Below are 24,714 nucleotides of genomic sequence, written 5' to 3' on the forward strand. Positions count from 1 at the left end.
GGTTGGAGACGGTGGGCCTTGCAGGACAGCGTTCCGGCCGGCTGGCTCTATGAAATGATCGGAAAGAAGGTATTTTAACATGGGCTTTTTTGATAAGCTGTTCGGCGGCAAGACCGAGCAGGAAGAGACTGTCAAATTCTTCGGTCAGAGCAAGACCGTTCTGACCCCCATCCGCGGCAAGGTGCTGGCACAGGCCGACATCCCCGACGAGACCTTTGCACAGGGCATCCTTGGCCCCGGTTGCGGCATCGAGCCCACCGGCAAGACCGTGTATGCTCCGTTTGACGGCACCGTGGAACAGGTGGCTTCCACCCTGCACGCCGTGGGCCTGACCAGCGAGGACGGCATCGAGATCCTGATCCATGTTGGCATGGACACTGTGGAGATGCAGGGCAAGGGCTTCAAGGCACTGGTCAAGGTGGGCGATAAGGTCAAGGCCGGCACCCCGCTGCTGAAGGTGGATCTGGACGCCATCCGCGCCGCAGGCCATCCCACCGCTACCGCCATCATCGTGACCAACGGCGATGACATGGGCGAGCTGAAGATGCTGGCCGAGGGCGATGTGCTGGCCGGCACCCCGCTGTTCAAGTTCTGATCGTAATCGTAAAAGGCGTGAGCTTCCATTCGGAGGCCCACGCCTTTTTTGTTATTCCTTTTCTTGTTTATATTTCAGCACCTTCTGGGCGAAATGTCCATCGAAGAACTGGATGAAGGGGCCAAGGGCGATGATGATAACACCCATCACCATGCCGATGATGCGCCGTGCCGAGGGAGCCTGCCGGGTCTTGTTCATGACTTCCTTCTCTTTTTCCTTCTGTTTTTCACCATTCTGTTGTTTTTGTGTTGAAAATTCAGGCCTTGAGCCGGGCTTCAATGGCCGCTTTGTCCAGTCCTTCGCCAATGACGATGAGCACATCCTGCCCCTGCGGGATGGGTTCCAGCGTTCTGCCGGCAGCAGTGGCGTTCAGCTCCAGCCAGCCGGTGGTGCCCTGCGGGTCCGGTGCAAAGCCCTTCACCCGCAGCACATGGCCGCAGGCGGCATCCGCAAACAGGTGGTCGGCAGCGGCCTGCAGCTGCTGCAGCGTCAGGTGCTGCTCCAGAAAGCACAGAGAGCTGAAGGCTTCGTGCTCGTCAAAATGCAGCTTTTCGCAGCTGGCCTGCCTGCAGCCGCAGGCCGCAATGGCGGCAAGGTCGGCATCGGTAAGCCGTGCCCAGTCCTTGGTGACGATCTCTTCCGGCGCAAAGCGGCGGGAGCACTTGCAGCCATCCAGCGCACGGGTCAGGTGGGCCACGGCGGCAGCGGTCTGCTGTTGCCCGGCCAGCTGGGTACGGCTGACCAGCACCCGGCCCGCGTTGGCCGTCTCGGATGCCAGCACGTACTCAGCCTGCGGCGAAAGCGTTTCCGGCAGCATGGCATCCACTATGGCGATCACATTGCCGATGTGATACCAGCGGTCCAGCGGGTCGTCCCGCAGCACATCAAAAAACTCGTCCACATCAAAGATGCCGCTGGGTTCCACCACCACCCGGTCGAACCCGCGCATGGCCATGGCAATGAGCTTGGTGCGCATCCGGCGCTGGTGGGTGTCGCAGTCGCATCCGCCGCTGATGGTCTCAAGGTCGCAGTTCGGGCCAAGAAGGTCCTGCACCAGCATGGCATCCACGTTCACTGCGCCGAAGTCGTTTTCCAGAATGCAGACATTGTGGCCCTGTGCCACCAGATACCGGACATACCGGCGCAGAAAGGTGGTTTTGCCTGCGCCCAGAAAGCCGGTGATAAGGTCTACCTGTACCATAATAAAAAAGCACCTCCTGTGCTGTTGTTTGCCCGGTTCCAGTATACCGCAGCAAACTGTAATACGCCAGTGGCAGATGCAAAAAGCCCCGCATTTCTGCGGGACTTTTTATGTTCGTATTCAGCCGCTTTCGGATGCAGAGCTGTACTCGGCAATGACCTTGTGGGCGGCAGGTGCCATTTTGGCCGGTACGGCGGCAGGTTTTGCAAGGAAGTAGCCCTGCAGCGCATCCGCGCCCAGCTCGATGACCTTGCGCAGCTCGGCGGCGGTCTCCACGCCCTCGGCAATGATCTTCATGTTGCGCGGGTGGGCATAGGCCACGATGTTCTGCACGATCTGCTGCTTGTCCGGGTCGGTATCGATGCCGCGGATGATGGCGATATCCACCTTGATGAACCGGGGCGAAAGCTCCAGCAGGCTGTTCTCGTTGGCAAAGCCGCTGCCGTAATCGTCCAGCGCGAACATGCCGGAGAAGCCCGGCGCATGGCGCTTGACCTCCAGTGCTTCGTGGTTAATCTCCTCTTCCTCGGTGATCTCAATGACCATCTGACGGCGCAGTTCATGCCAGCGGCTATCCATATACTCGCTGTCCTCTCTGGGCAGGCAGATGCTTGCAATGGAGTTGATGAACAGCATCGTGTCCCTGCGCACAAGGCCCTCGCTGCGCAGGTGGTCGAAGTTCTCCAGCGATTTGAAGAAGGTCAGCCGCTCGATCTCGCACAGTGCGCCCTGCTCCCGCGCCAGCTTCATGATGGTAGCGGGCGAGCGCAGCGCTTCCATATCGGAGCGCATCAGGGCTTCGTATGCCATCGCCTTGCCGGTGCGGGCCGAGAAGACGGGCTGGAACACATAGTACACCCGCTCCTCGGTAAGCAGCTGCTGGAAGTCGCGTCTCAGCTGTGCGGCCTGTGCTTCCTGCTGGTAGATTTCCATGCTGAACTCTTCCAGATGTCCCTTGTTGGTGCGCTTGACCTGATAGAGGGCAAAGTCGGCATACTTTTTCAGGATGTCCATATCGGTGCCGTTGGCCGGGTACCACGCCACACCGCCGGAAATGCTGATACGCAGCTCATTGCCGCTGGGCAGGATGGCAACGCTCTTCTGCATGGCGCTGCTCAGGGTGCGGATCTTCTCACGGATCTGATCCTGACTGGAATAGCCGTAGAACAGCAGCACGAACTCATCGCCGGAAAGGCGGGACACCACAGTGCCGTTGGGTGTGTTCTCCGCAAGGCAGCGGCCAGTGCGGTGGATGTACTGGTCGCCCCAGTCGTGGCCGTAGGTATCGTTGATGTGCTTGAGGTTGTCCAGATCCATCATCAGCAGAGCTGCAACGCCCAGCTGGTGCGGATCGCGGAACAGCTCTTCGCTCACGCGGTGGAAGGCCTGACGGTTATACAGGCCGGTCAGGATATCGTAATCGCGTTCGTGCTCAATACGCATGCGCTCCAGCGTGGTGGCGGTAACGTCCTCGGCCAGACCCACCTGCGTGGTCTGGTCGTTGGTGACGCGTAGCATGATGTAGCGGGTCTCGCCCTCCCTGCGGATGGTGAGTATCTTGTCTCCCTCTGCCGTGGTGGTACAGGGATGGGAAAGCTGGATGTTGCTCAGCTTTTCCTCAAAGCGGCGCACACTCAGGAAGTGATCCTTGGGCTGGGAGGCACCCAGCAACGCAAAAAAGTTATCGGTAACATACACACTGCCAGTGTCGAACCTCAGCTCATAGCCGCCCAGCTCCACACTGGCCATGTCCATGATGCGCAAAAACTTTGTGGAGTTGTTCAGCAGCTCGCTGTTCAAGCTGGTCAGTGCATCGGCCAGACGGTCCAGCTCCCGGATGTTGGTATGGGACAGCTGCGGGAACTGCTTTTTCTCCTGCCCGTCCACCACTTCGTGATACAGCAGCTCCACCGGATGGGCCAGATTGCGGGCAATGACCAGACTGCCCAGCGCGCCCAGCACCAGCGTAAACACAATGGCAATGGCGATCACGTTGCGCACATTGTCTGCAAAGGCAAACAGCACCTTGCTGTTCACGGTGCCGATCAGCAGCCAGCGCTCATTGGAAAATGGCGCGTTGCGGCTGTACAGAGTAATGGGCAGGGCCACGGCATAATAGTCTTTATTCCGTAGCGTCAGCCAGCACTCGTCCGCCCGGAGTTCGCAGTTCATCATGCCGGCCGGTGCTTCCGAAGTGATCATATCCTCGCTGGAAGTGACCGCCTTGCTGACGATAAAGGAGGTATCTTCCTCATCAGCAGTGGTGGAGACTAAGAAGTAGGTGCCGGTATTGCCGTCCTGCAGTTCACTGTAAGGCAGCTTTGTCTGCAGGTAGCTGGTAAGCAGCTCCACACCCACCACACCGTAGATCGTGCCGTCCGGCAGGATCAGCGGCTGGGAGTAGGCAATGGCGGTGCGGCTGTCGTTGCCTATCTTATAGGCACTGGTGGTCCAGCGGCCGTAATCCTCGGCGTTCAGCCTTGCGCCGTCCTCCCACGCGGTCTGGAAGGGAGTCTTGGAAAAGCCGTTGCCCTTCAGGCCGTAGTAGCGCAAGGTGGGCTGCCAGCTTTTATCGGTGGTGATGCCCAGCTTTTTGACCACCGCCGAGCTGCCGCGCTCGATCATCAGATCGGCGTTGTCCTCCGAAGGGCGGGCATCCGGGTCCAGATCCCGCAGGTAGATGCCGGGCAGGCCGCAGCCCACATCAAGGTTGTGCAGATTCACGGTGTTCAGTACCACAAAGATGCCACTGACCGGTTTTGCTCGCAGGGTGTTCACCAACTCCGGCGCAATGGCCGTGAGCAGTGCGTCGCTCTTCTCACGGCTCGTGTTCAGTTCGGCCAGATCGAGCTGGCCTTCTTCCTGCATGGCAAGAACGGTATTGTTGATGTGCTCCGACAGATCGGTCAGATTCTGTGCATCCTGCATCAGGTCCTGCACGTAGCTGACGCGGTTGCGCACCTGCATGTTGAGCATGTCCTTGGCGTTCTGGTTCAGCCTGCCGTCCACATTGGTAATGGCAATGCTGACTGCCAGCAGCACCACCTCCACCAGCGTCACCAGCATCATGGCGTTAAAAATGGTGCGGAAGATAGGCCTGCCTGTTTTTTTGCGCCGGGCGGCATCCGTATCCTTCTGTCTGCGCAGCATCGCCATCACCTCTTTTCCTCAGCGTGTTCCGTCGGCTCAGCCCTCGTACTGTTTGAGCTGACTGCAGATATCCTGATACCATGCCTCAAAGTGATCGTCGGTCAGGAACTCGGCTTCTGCGTCCGCAGCGCTTTGACCCTCGGCGATGCGCTGCTCCACGGTCTCGCGGTCCGCAGCGGCAAGGTCACTCAGGCCGTATTCCAGCACCTTGCGGGCGCTGCTGCCGCTCACGCAGCCAAGGGCCAGCGCCGCGGCGCACAGCCCGGACACGACCGCTTTGAGATATTTTTTCATCGATTTTCTCCCCTGAGGGCGCTCACGCAGCAGGACGTTCCGGCTACCATATCACCCGATTATACCTAGTTTATCATACCATCTTTTTCCGGGTGCGTAACCAAAATCCGGCAAAAACCTTCACGATCACAAGAAAGCGGAAGAACTTTCCACCCATCGGAACAAAAAGCACAGCCGTCAACAGTTCATCCGCCTCGGCCAGCTGGGCCTCGGCAGCGGCATCGTCCAGCATATCCCTGCCCGCGCAGCGCTGCAGGATGACATGGCACACCGGGCGGCGTGTGGCCTCCAGCACCGAGTGACGGAAGCCGCAGCGGGAGACGTTCTTTTTGCCGTACAGCAGAATGAAGCCCATGCTGTTGCGGCTGTCCGCCCGCAGGAAGCCGTGGGTGATGTAGGGCATCTTCTGGCCTTCGGGCATCATGTCCAGATAGCCCACGGAGCCGTGGCGGGTGATGGTCTCATTGAAGAAGCGCTTGCCGTCGTTGCCAAAGATGGGCCAGATACCGCCGAAGGGGAAGGACGGACGGCTGTTGATGTCGGCTGCCTGACCTGCACGGGGGCCTGCCTCCATGGTAGCGCCTGCCCACATCATCATGCGGATGCCGGAGCCATCACGGCCCATGGAAGAAACGTTGTTCACATCGGTGCGGGCCTTGTGGGCAGCTACCATTTCAACGGCGAGTGGGTGTAAATTTTTGATACAGTAAGAGGGGCTGCTGCACTTTCGGCTAAAACGATGTGCAGCAGCCCCTTCTTCGTATCGGATACAGACAACAAAAAAGCGTTCTGAGAGATCTCAGAACGCTTGGTGGTTGCGGGGGCCGGATTTGAACCAACGACCTTCGGGTTATGAGCCCGACGAGCTACCAGACTGCTCCACCCCGCGATATTTACTTTGTGCTCTCAGCGGTTCTCGCTGACTGCTCAAGTATAATACCACAAGGGCGGGCGGATGTCAAGTATTTTTTTGATTTATTTTTTCTTCTTTTTCCAAACCACGAACCCTGCGCAGGCGGCGGCTGCGATCACCACCACCGGCCATGCACCGGCAAGGGCAACGATGACCTGCTGCAGGCCACCCACAAAGTTCTGCCAGCCAGCGGAAAGGGCGCTGACAAAGCGGCTGCCGAAGCCCTCGCTGGGCGGCGAGTAGGTGCTCACCTCGCTCAGGCTCACGTACACGGTGCACTCTTCCACCTGATCGTTGTACCAGTCCATCTGGCTCTGCCAGCTCTCGATCTGGCTCTGCACATCCGTCAGGCTGGACTCGATCTCAAGCAGGTCGGAGAGGTTGTCGGCCTGCTGCTGCAGCTGCTGCAGGCGGGTTCGCTGGTTCTTGAGATTCTCAAGCCGGGTCTCCACGTCCATGTACTGGGCGGTCACGTCGTCGGCCTGCTGGTTTTTGTAGGTCACGTTGCCTGCTTCGGCCACGGCGGCAAGAAAGTTCTCGTAGTTCTGCTGCGGCACCCGGTAGGTCAGGCTGACACTGCGGCTGTCACCGGCATCCGAGTATTCACTGCTGGATTCCAGATAGCCGCCCGCTTCAGCAAGGGCAGCATCCAGCGCAGCGCGGGCTGCGTCGTAGTCCTTGCTTTCCAGGCTGAGGTTCGCGGTGTAGATGATCTTTGCGTGGTCGGTGCTGTGGGCCGCTGCTGCCGCATCGTCCTCCGAATAAACAGCGGTGCCGTTGTCTGCGCCGCTTTCCAGCGCCATGGTGTTCAGACTGTAATCGGCTGCCATGGGGCTGTCCACAGCGGCGCGGTCCGCGCCGCCTGCCGCCATCCCCGCCGCAGTACTGTCCGCAGAATAATAGACCGCCGGACTGCTGCTCTTTGCGCCAAGGCCGATTTGTCCGGTGGCAAAAGCACCATAGCCTACCACGCACACAGCAAGGCAGGCCGCCAGTGCGCCCACCCGCTTTGCGGGGAAGCGGATCAGTTTCTTCTTCGGCTGCACCGGGGCGGACTGAGCCGGTACCGGTGCGGCGGTTTTCATCATGGGCTGGGCCTTTTCTTCTTCGGTCAACTGGTCGGTCATGGCCAGCAGCTTTGCCTTCAGATCGTCCGGGGCGTAGAGGTCGTCCGTCTCCATCTTGTACTCATACCACCTCATCTTCGATCTCCTCCTTCAGCATCGTATGTAACTGCGCCCGGGCACGCCGCAGCCAGCTCAGCACCGTGTTGGACGGTGCGCCCATCATCCGGCCGATTTCCGCCGCCGTGTACCCCTCGTAGTAATGCAGATAGATGGCATTGCGGTAGTTTTCCGGCAGGGCGCGCACTGCGTCCAGCACACTGCCGTCCTCAAACGCATCGGGCGCGGGCAGGTTCTCGTCCAGCTCGGTGTCCTTCTGATGGGCTGCGCGGGTCAGGTCCCGGCAGCGGTTGATGGCCACCCGCAGCAGCCACGCCTTGAGGTGCTCCTCACTCTCAAACGTACCATTATAATGCAGGAGCTTCTCGTAGACATCCTGCACCACGTCCTCGGCATCGGCTGTGCATCGGCTGTTGTGTATGGCAGCGCGGTAAACAGCATCGCTGTATTTCTGCACTGCCAGCGTAAATACTTCGTTTCTGGTCAGCTGTCCCATAGTTTCAAGCTCTCCTTTACCGCCTGTACAGGGCTGGTGGAATTCGTGTTCCACGGGGGACATTCACCCTATACACGGCTGAACGCCCCCGAAGATTGCATTGCTGGAAAAATTTATGAAAATCACCTTTTATATACTCTCTGCAGCAGGGCCACCCGTTCTGCAAGGAAGGTCTCGGCCTTCGGATGGTGCAGCCAGCGCTTGTTCGCCGCTGTGCCAGCCAGCTTTCTGCCCAGCGCTGCCGGGTCGGTATCGGCCTGCATCACATCCTGCATGGTCAGCTGCAGCGTCAGCGCCGCAGGGGTGTCCGGCAGCGGCGGCAGCGGGTCCTCCCACACAAAGGGCGGCAGCAGCTGCACCGCCACCGTGGCGCGGGTGCACTCCTCGGTGAGCAGCAGGGCTGCAGGCGTGCCGTCCGGCTGGACGTGCAGGGTGCTGTACAGCAGCTGCAGACTGCCCTCGGCCAGCAGGCGGATATCCCCCTCCCGCCCGGTAGGCGAAAGGCTCAAATATTCCCGCGCCTCGTCCAGATAGATGTGCCGGGCCGGTGCCTGCACGCGGGCATACAGCGCAGGCAGCGCAAAGCGGCCCGCTTTGTCCAGTGCGTGCTGCAAAAGCAGGTAGAACTCGGTCAGTGGGTAGGCCGGGTCCGGCTGCGGCATCCCGAAATCGGGGCGCGATACGTGTCCTCCACCCATAGGGAACCTCCTTGACAAATAACGCTGATGCGGTATAATAAATACAGAAGGGGCGCTGACTGCAAGGGTCAGCTTTCCATCCCGCTTGTCAAAAAGATTGACCGCACAGTTTGGAAGCAGGGCGGTCAATCTTTTTTGTTATCATCGTCTTTCTTCTGGGAAAACTTTGCCACGACCTCAATGGTCAGGCGGATCACATCCACGATCAGGCTCAACAGTGTGAGAATGAACGTGAGCAATGCGAGAGTCTCCAAAAGAGTCATCCGACATCCCTCCCTTCGCCTTCAAGGCTCCGGGCAGGGCACTTGCAAAAAAGTTTCCTCCCGGAACCTCTGCTTCATCCTAAGTAGAAAACTAGATAAGAAGAATCAGCGATAACGGGACAGAAAGCATGACCACCAACTTTGCAATCAGCGCCTTATTGACAGTATATCACATTTCCCGACTCGACACAATGTGTTTTGTCCCCCGGTCAGTGTGCCGGGAGTTTTTATTGTAAACCCCCTCGAAACTTTATTGTTGACCATCTGTCTCCCGCTGCGCTATACTCGAGCACAGATGCCTTGTAAATTTTTAACAGAGGGGAATTCTATTCTATGAAAAACAAAAAACTGACCACCTATCAGATGGCTGTCACTGCGCTGATGGCCGCCGCGCTGTGCGTGCTTGGCCCGCTGAGCGTGCCCATCGGAGCCATCCCCATTTCGCTGTCAAACTTTGTCATCTGCCTGACCGCATGGCTGCTGGGGCCAAAGTTCGGCACGCTGAGCGTGGCGGTGTACCTGCTCATCGGCCTTGTGGGCGTGCCGGTGTTCTCCGGCTACGGCGCGGGCATTGCCAAGCTGGCAGGCCCCACCGGCGGCTATCTGGTGGGCTACCTGCTGCTGGCCTTCATCGGCGGTCTGTTCATCGAAAAGAGCAAGGGCCAGCCGGTGATCTCCGGCATCGGCCTTGTGCTGGGCGATGCCGCCTGCTACGTGCTGGGCACCGCATGGTTCGTGTTCCAGATGCAGTGCGAGCTGGGCTATGCGCTTTCGGTGTGCGTGTACCCGTTCATTGCGCTGGACCTCGCCAAGATCGTGGTGAGCTGCATCGTGGGTGCACTGCTGCGCAAGCGTCTGGTACAGGCTGGCGTGCTGAAGCTGAAGGAAGCCTAACAGGAAAAGCAAAAGGGAGACTGCAAACGCAGCCTCCCTTTTTTATTTGTGATCCGTTATTTTACATAGCCAAGGGTCGCAGCCATCACGGCCTTGATGGTGTGCATCCGGTTCTCGGCTTCGTCGAACACGATGCTCTGGGGGCCTTCAAACACTTCATCGGTCACTTCCATGGCATCGCGACCAAAGCGCTCGCCCATCTCCTTGCCCACGGTGGTCTTGTGGTCGTGGAAGGCGGGCAGGCAGTGCATGAACACAGCGTGCGGGCCTGCAATGTCCATCAGCTGCTGGTTGATCTGGTAGGCGGCAAGGTCGTTGATGCGCTCAGCCCACACCTCCACCGGCTCACCCATGGACACCCACACATCGGTGTACAGCACGTCGGCACCCTTGGCGGCCTTGGCGGGGTCCTCCTCAAAGGTGAGGGTGGCACCGGTCTCGGCAGCGATCTTCTGGCACTCGGCCACGAGGGCAGCGTCCGGCTGGTACTTCTTGGGTGCACAGGCAGTGAAGTTCAGGCCCATCTTGGCGCAGCCCACCATCAGGCTGTTGCCCATGTTGTAGCGGGCATCGCCGAAGTAAACGAAGTTGATGCCCTTCAGGTGGCCAAAGTGCTCCCGGATGGTGAGGAAGTCGGCCAGGATCTGGGTGGGATGGAACTCGTTGGTCAGGCCGTTCCACACCGGCACACCGGCGTAGTGGGCAAGGTCTTCCACGATCTGCTGGCCATAGCCGCGGTACTCGATGCCGTCGAACATGCGGCCCAGCACACGGGCAGTGTCGGCGATGGACTCCTTCTTGCCGATCTGGCTGCCGGACGGGTCAAGGTAGGTCACTTCCATGCCCAGATCGTGGGCAGCGACCTCGAAGCTGCAACGGGTGCGGGTGGAGGTCTTTTCAAAGATCAGGGCGATGTTCTTGCCTGCCAGCTGGTCATTGTGGCGGATGCCGGCCTTCTTTTTTGCCTTCAGGTCTGCGGCAAGGTCCAGCAATTCTTCGATCTCGGCAGGGGTGTAGTCCAATAGCTTCAAAAAGCTGCGGTTCTTCAGACTCATTGTATATTTCCCTCTCTATGCAAGCATTGTTGAATATTTATTCGAGATATAGCTCTATTATAATGATATCCTGTAAAAATTGCAATACCCTGTCGGATATGTTATACTAATCGTGCTGCCCTTCTCCATTCTGGCAACAGAAGGGAGGTGAGCCGGATGATCGACATTTTTACCAACTTTATCGTGGCTGTCGCAGCGCAGGTAGCTGCAACCTACCTGTGCAAGTGGCTTGAGAGTCACAGAAAGGGCAAGTAAGCACAAAGAACCCCCGCGGAGCTGCAACTCTACGGGGGTTCGCTTTTTGTGAGCCGGTGATCTAACCTTACCAACTTTCTATCTTTAGTATATGCAATCCGGCGCAAAAGTCAAGATGCTATGAAAAAATTCACACTTTACAGCTCCAGCTCGGCCTTCCGTCCGGTGGACTGATAGGCAGTCAGCTTCACGCCGGCCTTTTTGAACATGAACCGCGCCGCCACGCTGGAATCGCTGTCGTGGTACTTGTCGCCGTAGTACACCACCTCGGCAATGCCCGACTGGATGATGGCCTTGGTGCACTCGTTGCAGGGGAACAGCGTCACGTACACCCGCGCACCTTTCAGGTTATTGTGGGCGCTGTTGAGGATGGCGTTCAGCTCGGCGTGGCACACGTACATATACTTGGTGTCCAGCGGTGCGCCCTCCCGCTCCCAGGGCATCTCGTCGTCGCTGCAGCCAATGGGCATACCGTTGTAGCCCAAGGACAGAATTTTGTTTTCCGAGCTGACGATGCACGCGCCCACCTGACTGTTGGGGTCCTTGGAGCGCATGGCCGTGAGCAGCGCAATGCCCATGAAATATTCATCCCAGTTGATGTAATCCGTGCGTTTCATTTTGGTATGCTCCTTGTGCCTGTATTCTGCCTTTTATTATAGCGTATCGCTGTGGATTTTACAATAAACTTTGGCACTGCCGTGCAACTTGCACAAAACACTGCCCCGAAGTTTGGCGCTTGATTCGTCAGAATTTTCAAACGAAATATTTAAAAATCATTTTAAGTGTGGTATTATCTTTGTAAAATATGCCACAAAAGCGGAGAGAATGCTCCGTGCGGCGGAAATGAGGGAAAAACCGATATGAAATACGCAAGCAACAACATCCGCAATATCCTGATTGCCGGTCATGCCGGCAGCGGCAAGACCACGCTCACCGAGGCGCTGGTCTATTTTTCGGGCGCTGCCGAGCGTATGGGCCGGGTCGAGGACGGCACTACTGTTTCGGACTTTGACCCCGAGGAAGCAAAGCGCAAGGCCAGCCTGTCTGCATCGGTCGTCCCCGTGGAGTACGAGGGCATCAAGTACAACCTGATCGATGCGCCGGGCCTGTTCGACTTCGAGGCCGGTGAGTACGAGGGCATCCGTGCCGCCGAGAGCGTACTGGTGGTGGTGTCCGGCCGCAGCGGCGTGACTGTGGGTGCGGAAAAGGCGTTCCAGCTGGCCCGCAAGAATGGCAAGGCTACCATGGTGTTCGTCTCCAAGTGCGATCTGGAGAATGCCAACTACTTCAAGATCCTTGAGGATATGAAGATCAAGTTCGGCTCCACCGTCTGCCCCTGCGTGGTGCCCGCCAAGCTGGACGACGGCACCCCCGTGTACATCAATCTGTTCAGCCAGAAGGCCTTCAAGTACGAGGGCGGCAAGCAGATCCAGGTGGACCTGCCGGACATCGGCCACCGTTTTCAGGGCCTGATCGAGGCCATGAGCGAAGCCATCGCCGAAACTGACGATGAGCTGATGGAAAAGTTCTTCGGCGGTGAAGCCTTCACCACCGAGGAGATCGTGGAAGGCATGCGCAAGGGCGTCAAGGACGGCCTGATCACCCCCGTGTTCTGCGGCAGCGCCGTGAACCAGCAGGCGCTGGATATGCTGCTGTTCAACATGCACAAGCTGCTGCCCAGCCCGGAGCACGAAGCCAGCACGCTGGCCGAGGATGCCGCCGGCGAGCCGGTGGAACTGCACTGCACCGTGGACGAGCCTACCGCCGCCTACGTGTTCAAGACCGTGGCCGACCCGTTCGTGGGCAAGCTGAGCTACCTGCGCGTGGTCAGCGGCAAGGTGACTGCAGGCGAACCCCTCACCAACGCCCGCACCGGCGATGTGGAGAAGATCTCCAAGCCCCTCACCGTCATTGGCAAAAAGCAGGTGGACTCCGACGGCATCATTGCCGGTGACATCGGCGCAGTGGCAAAGCTGGTGAGCGCCAAGACCGGCGACACCCTGTGCGACGCTGAGCGCGTGGTCAAGCTGCCCGCCCCCGTGTTCCCCAAGCCCAGCCTGTTCATGGCCGTCACTGTGGCCAAGAAGGGCGACGAGGGCAAGATCAGCAGCGCGCTGGCCCGCCTGATGGAAGAAGACCCCACCCTGAGCTACGAGAACAACGCCGAGACCCATCAGCAGGTGATCGGCGGTCTGGGCGAGCAGCATCTGGACGTGGTGAAGGCCAAACTCAAGAACAAGTTCGGCGTGGAGATCGGGCTGGAAGCACCCCGCATCGCCTACCGCGAATCCATCCGCAAGGCCTGCCAGAAGCAGGGCCGTCATAAGAAGCAGACCGGCGGTCACGGCCAGTTCGGTGATGTTATCATCAACTTCGAGCCCTGCGACAGCGAGCAGGTCGTGTTTGAGGAGAAGGTGTTCGGCGGCAGCGTGCCCAAGAACTTCTTCCCGGCTGTTGAAAAGGGCGTGCGCCTTGCCGCCGAAAAGGGCGTGCTTGCAGGCTACCCCGTGGTGGGCCTGAAAGCCACCCTGCTGGACGGCAGCTACCACCCGGTGGACAGCTCCGAGATGGCCTTTATTATGGCCGCAAAGCTGGCTTACAAGGCCGCTATGCCGGAGGCCGGCCCGGTCATTCTGGAACCCATCCACACCCTGAAGGCTCATGTGCCAAACGACAACACCGGCGATATCATGGGCGATGTGACCAAGCGCCGCGGCCGCGTGCTGGGCATGGAGCCGGACGAGGACGGCCTGCAGACCATCATCGCTGAAGTGCCGCTGGCAGAGCTTGCAAACTTTACCACCTTCATCCGGCAGACCACGCAGGGCCGCGGATGGTTCACCACCGAGTTTGCCCGCTACGAGGTTCTGCCCGAGATGCTGGTGCCTGCCGTTGTGGAGCAGGCCAAGAAGCTGGGCAATCTGGACGAGAGCGCAGACGATTGATTCTCTAACTGAATAGGACATTTCCCCGATCCCCGCCGACACCTTTTTCCCTCTGTCGGCGGGGATTTTTGTTGTTATTTTTCTCAGATCCTCTAAAAATCTCTGCCATTTTTAGGCATCCTTCCAATCTTGTCTAAAATCCTTGATTTCTGTTGGGGGGGTAGAATAAAGATTGGTGAATCTTTTTTGTCCACGATCCGCGCAGACAAGATCCACCCGCAAAAGTCGTATCAAGGGGGAATTTATATGAAAACGCGACTTATCAGCCTGCTGCTGGCATTCAGCATGGCACTGACATTTCTGCCTGTCGGGGCAGTCTCTGCATTTGCGGCGGAGACGGGCAGTAATGAGCTCGACCTCACCTCTAACGCTAAGGTCACAATCACAGAGACTGCCACCTATGATCTGCTGCCCAGCGAAAATGCACAGGGGTATCTTGTGATTGACGCCCCGAATTGCACTGTCACCCTTCGCATGATGGGCAACATCAATATCGCACAAAATCAGAATAATTTTATTGTCGTAAATCAAGGCACTCTCGTTCTTGAAGGTTCTGACTACTTACTTGGCTATTCTAATGCTATTTCAACAACCCATCCCCTGATCACAGTATCCTCCGGTGCAAAGGCCGTGATCAATGACGGTCAGTTTAATAGCAATTCATCTATCGTATCCAATTCCGGTACGGTAGAAATCAACGGCAGTGGACGCTATACAACATCCACCAGCTATGTCATTGTCACTCGTCCCAACAGCGTTTTAACAATCAATGATGGGTATTTTCATTCAGATTCACGCAGTGTTATTTACGGAGAATCCAGTCAAGAGATTGAAATCAACGACGGAACATTCATAAACGAGTCGCCTCGTTCTCCCACTATCAATCTGAACCACGATAAGCAAGTGTATATCCATGGCGGTACTATTCAGAATCTGGTAGGTGGCCGTGCGCTTGATACTGGAGACAACACAACGATTGAAGAACAAAACGGAAAAAAAATTCTGCTGGAAGGCATGCAAGGAACGTATGTTACGATTGCAGTCGTATCTGGCGCAACGTTCAATTTCAAAAGTGGAACCGTAAAGTCCCAAAATTCTGCTGCTATCCGCAGCGCTGCCAACGCAACCGTTAATATCACCGGCGGAACAATCAGCAACAGTCTCTATGGCGTTAAAGTACAATCAAACCCGAAATCTGTTTTCATTGGTAGAGATGTGCATTTCGAGAATAATACCAATGATATCTGTATGGAAGAAGATCAGTTGATCACCATTGCCGATGACTACGAAGATGAAGCAACTGTTCTGGTTATGGACAGCGATCTTCAACTTCCCCGCCCTATTACAACAACCGGCAATGCTGACAGCCAAAAGAAGTTGAAACTACACAGCAATAATGCCGATACTGTTGCTGTGTTCCACGATAATGGAGATGAAACCGGCTACCAGGAACTTGTTAAGCGAACCGGCTACTTCGTGAATGTCGTATCCGGCACTGCATCCATCGACGGCGGCACTACCGCACTGTCCCCTACAACACAGATCCATGACGGACTGCCGGTTAATCTGTCTGCCGCCCCGGCTCCTAAAGACGGCTTGGAGTTTGAACAGTGGGTGGTCTCCCCTGCCAGTGCTCTGCCTGATCTGACCAGCACAGGCTTTGATCTGACTGCAAGCGAAACATCTTTTCACATGCCCGATCAGGACATCACACTGACTGCACAGTACCGCCCCAGCGCTCCCACGATCGACGACGCCCCTGTCGACGCCCCTGTTGACCCTGGCATCAGCACTGCGGTAACGATCATTGGCGGTGCACTGCTGGTGGGCGGGCTGCATCAGCTGGGCACCGAGCTGTGGCTGATCCATCATCTGCCCAAGGGTACCGCCATCCCGGAAACTCGCATCGAACTGGCCGAAGTGCTCTGGAAGGATGCTGGACAGCCTGCTCCTGCTGCCGAAGCCGCTTATACCGATATCGACACCGACGACACCGATGCGCAGCAGGCTGCACAGTGGGCAATTGAAAACGAGCTGATGACGCTGCGCAGCAGTGAGCATCCGGACAAATTCGACCCCCATGTGCCGGTCTCCACCGTAAAAGCCATTCGCGCGTGGAAAAAGGCACAGCAGATGAAACCGTCTACCAAGTAACACCCAATGGAATCAAAACAGCCCGTTCTCCTTTTTTGAAGAGCGGGCTGTTCCGTTATTTGCTCCAGCCGACACATTTTTCTGCCCTACCGCCGCCTTTTTTGTTGACAAAGCAGCCGCCTGCTATTATAATAATGTAGTCAAAATGGCATTCTTGTGCGGCTTTGCGGCTGCACAGCACAAATAGAGACAAGGAGAGATTCTCAAATGGCACAAGAGATCAAGATGTCCGCTGCCGGTCTGAAGGCAATGCAGGAGGAACTGGAATACCTCAAAACGGTGCGCCGCAAGGAGCTGGCCGAAGAGATCAAGGAAGCACGCAGCCACGGCGACCTTTCCGAGAACAGCGAGTACGACGAGGCCAAGAATACGCAGGGTCTGGTGGAGAACCGCATCACCGAACTGGAGCAGATGATCAAGAACGCCGTCATCATTGATGAGAGCGAGCTGAGCGTGGACAATGTCTCTGTGGGCACCCACGTCACCATCCTCATGACCGGCGAGGACGAGAACGAGGAGTACGACATTGTGGGCCGCACCGAAGCCGACCCCCTGAACGGCAAGATCAGCGACGAAAGCCCCGTGGGCCACGCTCTGCTGGGCAAGGCTGTGGGCGACAAGGCCGAAGTGCTGCTGCCCACCGGCCACACCGTGGAGTACACCGTGCTGAACATTACCCACGCTGCAGGCTGAGCAGGCCAAACGAATAGGAGAAACCATGGAAGAACAAAAGAAGAACCCGGCGCAGGGCCTGTCCGAGAGCGAGCAGGTGCAGGTGCGCCGCCAGAAGCTGGCCGACCTGCAGGCTGCAGGCCACGACCCCTTCACCCTGACCAAGTACCCGCAGGATGCCTACTCTGCCGACCTGAAGGCCGAGTTTGCCGACCTGCCCAACGAGACCGACAGCGGCAAGACCGTGGCGCTGGCTGGCCGTATGATGTCCAAGCGCGTAATGGGCAAGGCAAGCTTTGCCCACCTGCGGGACGATAAGGGCGACATTCAGCTGTACGTCCGCCGCGATGAGCTGGGCGAAGAGCCTTACGCCGCTTTCAAGAAGCTGGACGTGGGCGATATCATCGGCGTGAAGGGCGAGGTGTTCCGCACCAAGACCGGCGAACTGAGCGTGCGCGCCACCGAGCTGACCCTGCTGGCCAAGAGCCTGCGCCCCCTGCCCGAGAAGTTCCACGGCCTGACCGACACCGAGATGCGTTACCGTCAGCGCTACGTGGACCTGATTGCAAACCCCGAGGTGAAGGACACCTTCGTGAAGCGCAGCCAGATCCTGAAGGAGATCCGCGCCTATCTGGACGAAAAGGGCTTTTTGGAGGTGGACACCCCCATCCTGACCCCCTTCGAGATCGGCGCATCCGCACGCCCCTTCTACACCCATCACAACAGCCTGAACATGGACATGGTGCTGCGCATTGAGACCGAGCTGTACCTCAAGCGCCTGATCGTGGGCGGCATGGACCGCGTGTACGAGGTGGGCCGCATCTTCCGCAACGAGGGCATGGACCCCAAGCACAACCCGGAGTTCACCAGCATCGAGCTGTATCAGGCCTTCACCGACTTCCACGGCATGATGGATCTGGTGGAGGAGCTGTACAAGCGCCTTGCCCAGAAGATCTGCGGCAGCATGGTCATCCCCTATCAGGGCAAGCAGATCGACATGGGCCACTGGGAGCGCCTGACCATGGTGGAAGCCGTGAAGAAGTACTCCGGCGTGGACTTCAACGACTGGAAGTCCGACGAGGATGCCATCGCCGCCGCCAAGGAGCACCACGTGGAGCTGCCCGAGGTGCCCACCAAGGGTTCCATTCTGGCTGAGTTCTTCGATGCCTTCGTGGAGGACAAGCTCATCCAGCCCACCTTCATCTACGACTACCCCGTGGAGATCAGCCCGCTGGCAAAGCGCAAGCCGGACGACCCCGCCTTCACCGAGCGCTTTGAGTATTTCATCGACTGCACCGAGTACGGCAACGCCTTCAGCGAGCTGAACGACCCCATCGACCAGAAGGGCCGCTTTGAGCGTCAGGTGGCCGAGCGCAAGGCCATCGAGCCCGACTGCAAGGCACAGGTGGACTACGACTACGTGAACGCACTGGAGTACGGTCTGCCCCCCACGGGCGGTCTGGGCTTCGGCGTGGACCGTCTGGTGATGCTACTCACCGACAGCGCCTCCATCCGCGATGTGCTGCTGTTCCCGACAATGAAGACCCTGGAACCAAAGCGGGCTGAAAACAAAGCCGAAAAAGCAGCGGTAAATGGTTCTGCAGAGGATGCAACTGTGTCCGCGCCAAGCGTACAGATTGATCTTTCCAAGGTGAAAATCGAGCCTTTGTTTGCAGATGATGTAGACTTTGAGACATTCAGCAAGTCTGATTTCAGAGTGGTTAAGATCGAAGCCTGTGAGGCAGTGCCGAAGTCCAAGAAGCTCTTGAAATTCACACTGAATGACGGAACAGACCGGAAACGCACCATTTTAAGCGGTATTCACGAGTATTACGAGCCGGAAGAGCTGGTTGGTAAGACCTGTGTGGCAATCACAAACCTGCCGCCGAGAAAGATGATGGGTATTGATTCCGAGGGTATGCTGATTTCTGCAGTGTACGAGTATGACGGACGGGAAGGCTTAAATCTTTTGATGCTGGATGACAGTATTCCGGCAGGAGCAAAGCTGTACTAAAGAGGTCATTTACTACAAAAAATCGCGTTACTACAACTTTTCTACAACTTTTGCGCGAGACCCTACGAAACCGGATGAAGCAATATGAAAGGCGGATCTGCTTATAAAATGCAGATTCGCCTTTCTTTTTACATCAGCTTCATGTTCACACTAATGTTTTTTGCCTTCTCCTGCATATTCTCTTGTGTGATATGGGTGTAGATGTCCATTGTAGTAGAGAAATCGGCATGCCCCATGACTTGCTGAATGAATTTAACATCGTTGGTGCTTTCGCAGAGCCGGGTACAGAAGGTGTGCCGCAAGTTGTGAACACTAAAATGAGGGAGCAGATCCGGTTCACGGTCTTCCAGTTCAGCCTGATCCATTTCCTCCATGTTGTAAGTTACGCTGATTCTCTCAATCGCCCGATTGATATTGTGGGCGCTCATGAATGAGCCGGTTCTGTTGCGGAAAACAAAACCGTGAACTCCTCCTAACACCAGTTGATCGTCTGGATACAATGCGTCGATGGTTTCAATCTGGAGGCGAAGCTGCTCGGCCACCTCTGGATAGAGGATAGGGATAATTCGTGTACCGCTCTCAGTTTTGGGAGTGGTAATGTGAAATCCGGCTTTTCCGTCAATGACCCGGTAGATTAAGTTGTGGTTGACGGAGATTGTGTTTTCGCTCAAGTTAATATCGCTTTTGGTAATGCCGGTACATTCTGCTACACGCATTCCTGTTCCAAGGAGCACAGTCATGATGGGGAGCCAATGGCTGTATGTAGGGGACTTGGCAATAAAACGCAGGAAATTCTGCTGTTGCGTTTTAGTGAGTGCGATCCGCCGTTTAGGCTTTGGAGCGCTGCCATCCGTCTTGAGCTTGCGGTAAATGCCCTTGCTGGGATTTTTGCGGATGTAATCGTCGTCCACGGCCATTTCAAGCGTAGGGTGAACAATGGTGTTGATGCTCTCCAGTGAGTTGATAGCAAAGCCGTGTTTCAGCAGTTTGGTATAAAACGCGAGAATATCACTTCTGTGGATTTGTGGAAGAGGCATGTTAGCGAAAGGCTCTTCTTTCACATAGAAGTCCCACAGGTAAAGATAATTTGCTCTGGTAGAGGGCTTCAGTTTGATGTTGTTATTCATGTAGACCTTGAACATATCATTCAGGGTAAGCTTCATGGCTTCCTGAGTACGGATGCCATCATCCTTATCTTTGTTGATCTGCTTTTCTTTGACACGAAGACTTGCGAGATCGGAGTCGTAGAGATATTTCTTTTTAGTGCCTAATTTGTAGACATACATATAGCTGCCATCTGCCCGTTGTGTTTCTCCGGGCCGAAGATTTCGTCCTTTGTTGTCTTTTCTCACTTTTGCCATTACTGGTACCTCCTGATTATAAAAGTGTAGTGCGCCTTACTGGCATGGTTATTTAGCCGGAAATATCATAAAGATATTCTTTGATACGCTGGACACTCCATAGGACACGGGTGTTCATGGTAATGCGTGCATTGGCAAGATCCCCAATCTGTACTGCAGTGTGCCTTCCACAGCACAACAGTTTGCAAAGGGTATCGGTATCAACAGCCAAGCACTGCTCCGGCGGTAGGTCATTCGGTTTTCTTTTCTCCATAATCGTCCTCCTTTTTTCGATTACAATGATCCCTTACGATTTGTAGAAGAAGGTTTTCAACAAAAACAATGAAAACGGTCTTGAGGTCAGGAAGTATTGAAATAACAAAAGAACTCTAATGGGGCCATTTCCTACGCCAGAACGGTTCTGCCGTGTATTTCAGGCTGCTGCTGTGCAACACTTCGATTATGGGCGCGCTTCTGTGGTCATCGCACACTGTCCAGAATTCCTGTATAACTCCCCATAGAGGTTATGAACTTGTCAAGGTACTAAAAGAGCGTAGGGATCATCCGGTATTACCAAATGATCCGATACATCCTATAAATAGGCGGGGAAGAAAGAACTTCTGCAAAGAGGAAAGAAAATTTAAAGAAAATCCAAAATCAATATATAGAATGTTTGAATTGACAAGCACTATATATTGTGTTAGAATTGCAATGTAATTGATTTTTGTGCGTTGCCCGTCAGGGTACATAGGCTTTAGGGCTTGTGTTGCGGAGTAATGACTGCATTGCACACGCTGTTAATTTTGTACTTGTGTCAGTAGTATCACTGCGCCTTTTCAGGCCGGTATATTGCTGGCTTTTTTTATTTTACGGGATTTACCCACCATTGCGAGAATGACATCGGTTCATAGGCAACTATGGACGCCAGGCTTTATGCCGTCTGTCATTCTCGCTTTTTTATTGCCTGTAAGCCTGAAAGGGCTTTAAGGATAAATCAAAACTGAGAAAGGCAGGTCATGTACATGAATGTGAAGCAGAAAAGAAAGCAGAATGGTCGGCGGGTCAAGCCGGCACACTCCACGGACTGGAAGATGAAGAGACAGGCAGTATCTTCGCTCCGGCCCCAAAATGTTGCACCAATGGCGAGGGCAGTTATTTTGCCCCGAAGATCACGAAGGGGGATTTGATATGTCTGGCAGCAATAGTGCTGAACGAAAGCGGCATGAACCGCTGGTGCTGGTAGAAACGGCAGATCTTTCAGAAGAAGACTGGCTGGATTACCGGCGCCGTGGAATCGGCGGCAGCGATGTATCAGCAATCTTTGGCACTTCTCCATTCCGGACAGCCAGGGATCTGTACTACGACAAACTGAACATAGCGTCAGTGGAAGATGATGAGGGCAACTGGGTTGCCATGGAAATGGGGCATTTGCTGGAGCCTCTGGTAGCAAAGATATTCGAGCGGAAAACCGGATATCGGGTCTACCAAATCAAAAAGATGTTCCAGCACCCACAGTATCCTTGGATGCTGGCTGATGTGGACTACTTTGTGGAACTGCCGGATGGCACCACAGCGATCCTTGAGATCAAGACCACAAACTATAATGCCAGAGATAACTGGTGGATGAATGGGAAGGAGACTGTTCCAGTCTACTATGAATCTCAGGGGCGTCATTATATGGCAGTAACGGATCTTGACCGATGTTTCTTTTGCTGCCTGTATGGTAACAACGAGGAGGAAGTTATTATCCGGGAGGTCAAGCGTGATTTCGAGTATGAGGCTGAGATGGTCTTTTTGGAGCAGTATTTCTGGGAAAACCATGTCCAGCGCCATGTGCCGCCGCCCTATACAGAAAGTGGGGCCTTGATTATTGAGAGCGCACGCAAACACTTTGGCCCGGCAGATAAAAATGCCCCGGCCGTTGCACTCGACCTGGATATGACTGCAAAACTTATGCAGTATTTGCGGCTTCTGGATGAAAAGAAAAATGCAGAGGTGTACTCCAAAGAAATCGACAAGGATATTCAGCGTCTGAAGGCGCTGTTGATTGCGGAAATGGGTACCAGCTGCACTGCAGTCTGTGAGCAGGAGGGAGTGAACTATACGGTTACCTATACCCCTGTTCGCAAGTCCGTCATCGACAAGGATAACCTGCTTCGGTTGAAACTGGAGCATCCGGATATTTACGAGCAGTTTGTTACAGTATCCGAATCCAGACGGTTCAGTGTTAGAGCCTCGATTATGGAGGCCGCTTAGTGAGGTGAAAAAGGATGAATTGTATTGGTACCTACGACGGGACGATTTTTTATAATCCTGCCAATAAGTTTTGTATCATCAGTGTAAAAACCGCAGACCAGAGTGTGCCAGCTGAGGCCAGGTCAAACAGGCGGTACAAAGACCATTTGATCCGCTTTACAGCTGTGGGGTATGAGATTCCACGGACAGATGCGGTAGAGTTGGAACTGGATGGTGAATGGGCAAAAGGCAAGTATGGTGTCCAGCTCCAGGTGGAGCAGTGGCGTGAAATTGTGCCCAGAACAAAAAACGGCGTAGAGGGCTACCTTGCCTCCGGGCTTATCAAAGGGATTGGTCCCAAAACTGCCGCAGACATTGTGGAGCGGTTCGGTGTGGACACATTGGATATTCTGGAACACCAGCCGGAGCGGTTGTTGGAGATCCGGGGCATTACGGAAAATAAATTGGAGGACATCAAAGCTTCTTATGCAGAAAACCGTATGCTCCAAGGAATTATGACCTTGCTGGCACCGTTTAAGATTACTCCCAAGACGGCATTGAAAATATATCAATATTTCGGCCCGACCAGCGTAGAGATTTTGGAAAAGAGCCCATTTGAGCTTTGCCAGATCTCCGGCTTTGGATTTCGGCGGGTAGATGCAATCGTACAAAAGAGCGGGGGCGATCTCCATGACCCCATGCGTATCAAAGGGGCTGTCTTTTGTGCGCTGGATGAGGGCAAGAGTAAACGAGGCCATCTGTACATCAGTTCTGAAGAACTGGAGAAATCAGCGCTGAAACTGCTCAATGAGAAGATACCTGTACCGGAGCTTCGCCTGCATCAGCAGGAAGTCAGGGATATGATGCAGGAAATGATCCTGAATGGAGCAATCGTTTCCGTGAAGGATAATATCTATCTTCCCAGAGTGTTTGCCCAAGAGGATGAAACGGCGCGCCGGATCGCCCAGCGTCTGGTCACCCAGATGCCAGTAGAGCATATTGCGCCGGTGCTGGAACAGGTCAAGGTTGAAATGGGACTGCGCCTGTCTGCACAGCAGGAGGCTGCGGTCTATGCTGCATTTAGGCATGGCTTGTCAGTGATTACGGGTTCTCCTGGTACTGGTAAAACAACAGTGCTGCGGACGATACTTGAGGTTTACCGGCGGCTGCACCCTGATGGCAAAATTGCTCTTATGGCGCCTACCGGTCGGGCAAGCCGCAGGATGTCGGAGAGTACCGGCTTTGAGGATGCCCGAACATTACACAGTGGTCTGGGACTGACCAGTGAAGAGGATGAGGGTAGCCGGAACAGAAAGTCAGAGCCACTGTCGGCCGATTTAATCATTGTGGATGAGTTTTCCATGGTGGATATGTGGCTTGCCGAGAAATTCTTTGAGCGCATGAAGGCAAATGCCAGAATCGTACTGGTAGGCGACCCAGATCAGCTTCCGAGCGTAGGAGCCGGAAATGTGTTTCGTGAGATCATCGAGACCCAAATCGTCCCGGTAACGGTGCTGGATCAGATTTTCCGTCAGTCGAAGGACAGTCTGATTGCCTATAACGCCAAATTTATCAACGAGGGCAATACCAAACTGTTTTATGGACCGGACTTTGTTTTCGTGTCTGGTGATAGTCAGGAAGACACCGCTGAAAAGATTACAGAACGGTATTGTTTGGAGATACAGGAGAGTGGCATTGAGAATGTGCAGATTCTTTCACCTTTCCGTTCAGAAGGCGCCGCATCGTCGGAACAGCTGAATGAAACCATTCGTGAATTGGTCAACCCATTCCGCTCTGCGGAGGAAGAAATCAAGTTTGGCCCCAGGATATTCCGGGTCAATGACCGCATCATGCAGACCAAGAACACAGAAAAGGTCTCTAATGGAGATCTGGGCTTCATCCGGTATATTAAGGACACTGACCAGGGTAAAAAAATCGGCATGGATTTTGGCGCTGGCAGAACACTGGAATACGGCGTAGATGATTTGAGCAATGTGGATCTGGCTTATGCTACTACGATCCACAAGGCTATGGGCTCTGAGTATGAGACCGTTATTATGCCGCTGCTCAAAGCGCACACCATCATGATGTACCGTAATCTGCTCTACACCGGAATCACGCGTGCCAAAAAGCGGGTGGTTCTGATTGGGCAGAAACAGGTATTGTTTATGGCAATCCATCGTAATGAGATCGGCAAGCGGAATACGCTGCTGGGTATGCGTATTCAGATGTATTTCAAAGCCTACGCAAAGAAAGCCGGTATCCCCATTCCGGCTGCGTTGGAAGAACAATTAAAGAACGCAAGTTAAAAAAGAGAGGTCAGATGCAGAAATAGCACTTGGCGTCTCCTATTTTT

The 24,714-nt window shown here is 55.2% G+C and carries 21 protein-coding genes and 1 tRNA gene; 8 read left to right on the plus strand and 14 right to left on the minus strand.

Annotation, left to right across the window (positions count from 1 at the left end; all coding sequences use genetic code 11):
- Window positions 1–79: 79 nt before the first annotated feature.
- The gene (locus tag GKG34_RS09910) at window positions 80–595 is read left to right on the plus strand and encodes a PTS glucose transporter subunit IIA (RefSeq protein ID WP_005944949.1); all 516 of its coding nucleotides are present in this window, start codon (window positions 80–82) and stop codon (window positions 593–595) included.
- A gap of 51 nt (window positions 596–646) precedes the next feature.
- Here the strand turns inward: GKG34_RS09910 and GKG34_RS09915 are convergent, their stop codons facing one another.
- From GKG34_RS09915 to GKG34_RS15695, 10 genes are all read right to left on the minus strand, one after another.
- Window positions 647–793 carry a hypothetical protein gene (locus GKG34_RS09915; protein WP_154256114.1) on the minus strand — a complete coding sequence of 49 codons (147 nt, stop codon included), beginning with the start codon at window positions 791–793 and terminating at the stop codon, window positions 647–649.
- Between the two features lie 58 nt (window positions 794–851).
- Window positions 852–1,796, minus strand: coding sequence for a GTP-binding protein (locus GKG34_RS09920; protein WP_005944956.1), 945 nt, complete (start codon window positions 1,794–1,796; stop codon window positions 852–854).
- A gap of 120 nt (window positions 1,797–1,916) precedes the next feature.
- Entirely contained in the window at window positions 1,917–4,946 is a 3,030-nt protein-coding gene (locus GKG34_RS09925; protein ID WP_044954129.1) for an EAL domain-containing protein, read from the minus strand.
- Between the two features lie 36 nt (window positions 4,947–4,982).
- Window positions 4,983–5,240 (minus strand): hypothetical protein, encoded by a 258-nt coding sequence (locus GKG34_RS09930; protein WP_005944963.1) that lies wholly within the window; start codon window positions 5,238–5,240, stop codon window positions 4,983–4,985.
- Between the two features lie 73 nt (window positions 5,241–5,313).
- On the minus strand, window positions 5,314–5,883 hold the full coding sequence (locus GKG34_RS15755; RefSeq protein WP_194173938.1) for a hypothetical protein: 570 nt from the start codon (window positions 5,881–5,883) through the stop codon (window positions 5,314–5,316).
- A gap of 169 nt (window positions 5,884–6,052) precedes the next feature.
- Window positions 6,053–6,129: transfer RNA gene (locus tag GKG34_RS09940), tRNA-Met, on the minus strand.
- Between the two features lie 86 nt (window positions 6,130–6,215).
- A complete protein-coding gene (locus GKG34_RS09945; protein ID WP_154256115.1) occupies window positions 6,216–7,355 on the minus strand; it encodes a DUF4349 domain-containing protein in 1,140 nt (379 codons plus the stop codon).
- Window positions 7,342–7,833, minus strand: coding sequence for a sigma-70 family RNA polymerase sigma factor (locus tag GKG34_RS09950; protein ID WP_044954130.1), 492 nt, complete (start codon window positions 7,831–7,833; stop codon window positions 7,342–7,344). Before GKG34_RS09950 ends, GKG34_RS09945 begins: the two co-directional genes overlap by 14 nt.
- A gap of 122 nt (window positions 7,834–7,955) precedes the next feature.
- Complete coding sequence (locus tag GKG34_RS09955) at window positions 7,956–8,531, minus strand: hypothetical protein (RefSeq protein ID WP_118526853.1); 576 nt, start codon at window positions 8,529–8,531, stop codon at window positions 7,956–7,958.
- 125 nt (window positions 8,532–8,656) lie between these two features.
- The gene (locus GKG34_RS15695; protein ID WP_005944979.1) at window positions 8,657–8,794 is read right to left on the minus strand and encodes a hypothetical protein; all 138 of its coding nucleotides are present in this window, start codon (window positions 8,792–8,794) and stop codon (window positions 8,657–8,659) included.
- Window positions 8,795–9,127: 333 nt separating this feature from the next.
- Between GKG34_RS15695 and GKG34_RS09960 the strand changes: the two genes are divergently transcribed.
- Entirely contained in the window at window positions 9,128–9,688 is a 561-nt protein-coding gene (locus GKG34_RS09960; protein ID WP_097781406.1) for a biotin transporter BioY, read from the plus strand.
- A 56-nt stretch (window positions 9,689–9,744) separates the two neighbouring features.
- Here GKG34_RS09960 and argF read toward each other — a convergent pair whose 3' ends face one another.
- On the minus strand, window positions 9,745–10,743 hold the full coding sequence (argF, locus tag GKG34_RS09965; protein ID WP_097777271.1) for an ornithine carbamoyltransferase: 999 nt from the start codon (window positions 10,741–10,743) through the stop codon (window positions 9,745–9,747).
- A 392-nt stretch (window positions 10,744–11,135) separates the two neighbouring features.
- A complete protein-coding gene (locus GKG34_RS09970; protein WP_005944992.1) occupies window positions 11,136–11,615 on the minus strand; it encodes a dCMP deaminase family protein in 480 nt (159 codons plus the stop codon).
- 243 nt (window positions 11,616–11,858) lie between these two features.
- Between GKG34_RS09970 and GKG34_RS09975 the strand changes: the two genes are divergently transcribed.
- The 4 genes from GKG34_RS09975 (at window position 11,859) to lysS (ending at window position 18,783) form a co-directional block, all read left to right on the plus strand.
- Window positions 11,859–13,943 (plus strand): elongation factor G, encoded by a 2,085-nt coding sequence (locus GKG34_RS09975; protein ID WP_120081154.1) that lies wholly within the window; start codon window positions 11,859–11,861, stop codon window positions 13,941–13,943.
- Window positions 13,944–14,189: 246 nt separating this feature from the next.
- Window positions 14,190–16,097, plus strand: coding sequence for a hypothetical protein (locus GKG34_RS09980; RefSeq protein ID WP_154256116.1), 1,908 nt, complete (start codon window positions 14,190–14,192; stop codon window positions 16,095–16,097).
- Between the two features lie 207 nt (window positions 16,098–16,304).
- Window positions 16,305–16,790: a transcription elongation factor GreA gene (gene greA / locus GKG34_RS09985; RefSeq protein ID WP_005945007.1), complete on the plus strand. Its 486-nt coding sequence runs from the start codon at window positions 16,305–16,307 to the stop codon at window positions 16,788–16,790.
- Window positions 16,791–16,815: 25 nt separating this feature from the next.
- A complete protein-coding gene (gene lysS, locus GKG34_RS09990) occupies window positions 16,816–18,783 on the plus strand; it encodes a lysine--tRNA ligase (RefSeq protein WP_154256117.1) in 1,968 nt (655 codons plus the stop codon).
- A 128-nt stretch (window positions 18,784–18,911) separates the two neighbouring features.
- Here the strand turns inward: lysS and GKG34_RS09995 are convergent, their stop codons facing one another.
- Window positions 18,912–20,144 carry a site-specific integrase gene (locus GKG34_RS09995; RefSeq protein WP_006874387.1) on the minus strand — a complete coding sequence of 411 codons (1,233 nt, stop codon included), beginning with the start codon at window positions 20,142–20,144 and terminating at the stop codon, window positions 18,912–18,914.
- Between the two features lie 52 nt (window positions 20,145–20,196).
- On the minus strand, window positions 20,197–20,397 hold the full coding sequence (locus tag GKG34_RS10000; RefSeq protein ID WP_003501914.1) for a hypothetical protein: 201 nt from the start codon (window positions 20,395–20,397) through the stop codon (window positions 20,197–20,199).
- Window positions 20,398–21,311: 914 nt separating this feature from the next.
- Here GKG34_RS10000 and GKG34_RS10005 point away from each other — a divergent pair.
- Both GKG34_RS10005 and GKG34_RS10010 read left to right on the plus strand, forming a co-directional pair.
- On the plus strand, window positions 21,312–22,379 hold the full coding sequence (locus tag GKG34_RS10005; RefSeq protein WP_029465836.1) for a lambda-exonuclease family protein: 1,068 nt from the start codon (window positions 21,312–21,314) through the stop codon (window positions 22,377–22,379).
- A 14-nt stretch (window positions 22,380–22,393) separates the two neighbouring features.
- Window positions 22,394–24,667, plus strand: a complete 2,274-nt coding sequence (locus tag GKG34_RS10010; protein ID WP_006874383.1) for an ATP-dependent RecD-like DNA helicase — start codon at window positions 22,394–22,396, stop codon at window positions 24,665–24,667.
- Window positions 24,668–24,714: the final 47 nt, after the last annotated feature.

The sequence above is a fragment of the Faecalibacterium sp. BIOML-A4 genome (assembly GCF_009679665.1).
Lineage (GTDB): Bacteria > Bacillota > Clostridia > Oscillospirales > Ruminococcaceae > Faecalibacterium > Faecalibacterium taiwanense.